Raw genomic sequence first — 1,047 nt, 5'->3', positions numbered from 1 at the left:
AGGGGAAAGAGCCGTGGCTTATAGTCGGTCAGCACTGGGAGGAGCCTGCCGGCCGCGATTTCGTCGGCGAACATCCAACTCGGTCCCTGAGCGAGGCCCAGCCCGGCGCGGACCGCGGCCATCACGCCTTCGGCGTCGTTTGTGCGCAGCTTTGCCGAAGGCATAATGGCGATCTCGCCTTCGGGGTTCCTAAACTTCCACGTTTTTGAACTGCCCTGGAACATGAACGGAAGGCAGTTGTGGTGCTCCAGGTCGGCCAGCATCATTGGCGTGCCATGGCGTTCTAGATAAGCCGGCGTCGCAACCACGACGGCCTCCACGCACCCAATTTGACGCGCCACCAGGCTTGAATCTGCAAGGTCTCCGAGCCGTATCGCGACGTCGACGCCATCTTCGACCAGGCTCACATAGCGCTCGGACACTTCGAGGTCTATCGTGAGATCCGGGTAGCGCGCGAATAGTAAGGGAAGCCCAGGAACGATCAGATTGCTTGAGAAGACGGGTGGCGCGGCCACTCGGATGCGGCCCTTCGGCGAAACCCCTCCCGACCTAATACGCGACTCCGCGGCGTCCAGATCGGCCAGCATTCCGACGGCAAAGTCGTAGAATTCCTGGCCCTGCTCAGTGACACTTTGACCGCGCGAGCTGCGCCTTATCAGCAGGGTGCCGAGCCGTCTCTCCAGCGAGGATACCCCTTTGCTGACAGTGGATTGAGCGACACCTTCAGCTTTGCTGGCTCGGGAGAAACTGCCGGTTTCGACCACGCGAACGAAAAGCCGCATCTTGTTAAGCTGATCCATTCAACGCCTCAGACGAACTTTGCATCGACAGTTGGATATCGACTTCGGCCTCTCTTATACGCATAAGGCATTCTATTCCACCAGAGAATTCTAGCTATTCTTCTATTCGGGATTGGATAGTCGCCCTGGAAATCTAAATGAGGTTCACGGGCTGCAACAACGCGGTTGAAAGTAGAAAGGATACAGAATTGTCCAAGCTCAGTGGAAAGGTTGCCGTAATCATAGGCGGCACTACCGGAATGGCCCT

The 1,047-nt window shown here is 57.5% G+C and carries 2 protein-coding genes; both read right to left on the bottom strand.

Going from position 1 to position 1,047, the window contains the following annotated elements:
• Positions 1-800: LysR family transcriptional regulator (locus tag FHS21_RS30370; protein WP_183665872.1), on the bottom strand; the 800-nt coding region annotated here is incomplete at its 3' end.
• Between the two features lie 8 nt (positions 801-808).
• Positions 809-1,047, bottom strand: a 239-nt coding sequence (locus FHS21_RS30530) for a hypothetical protein (protein WP_210283685.1), incomplete at its 5' end; no start/stop codon positions are given.

This window comes from Phyllobacterium trifolii, from assembly GCF_014192095.1.
GTDB classification, from domain to species: domain Bacteria; phylum Pseudomonadota; class Alphaproteobacteria; order Rhizobiales; family Rhizobiaceae; genus Phyllobacterium; species Phyllobacterium trifolii.
The sequence above is the reverse complement of the archived record's forward strand: the minus strand, read 5'-3'. Positions and strand labels throughout refer to the sequence as shown.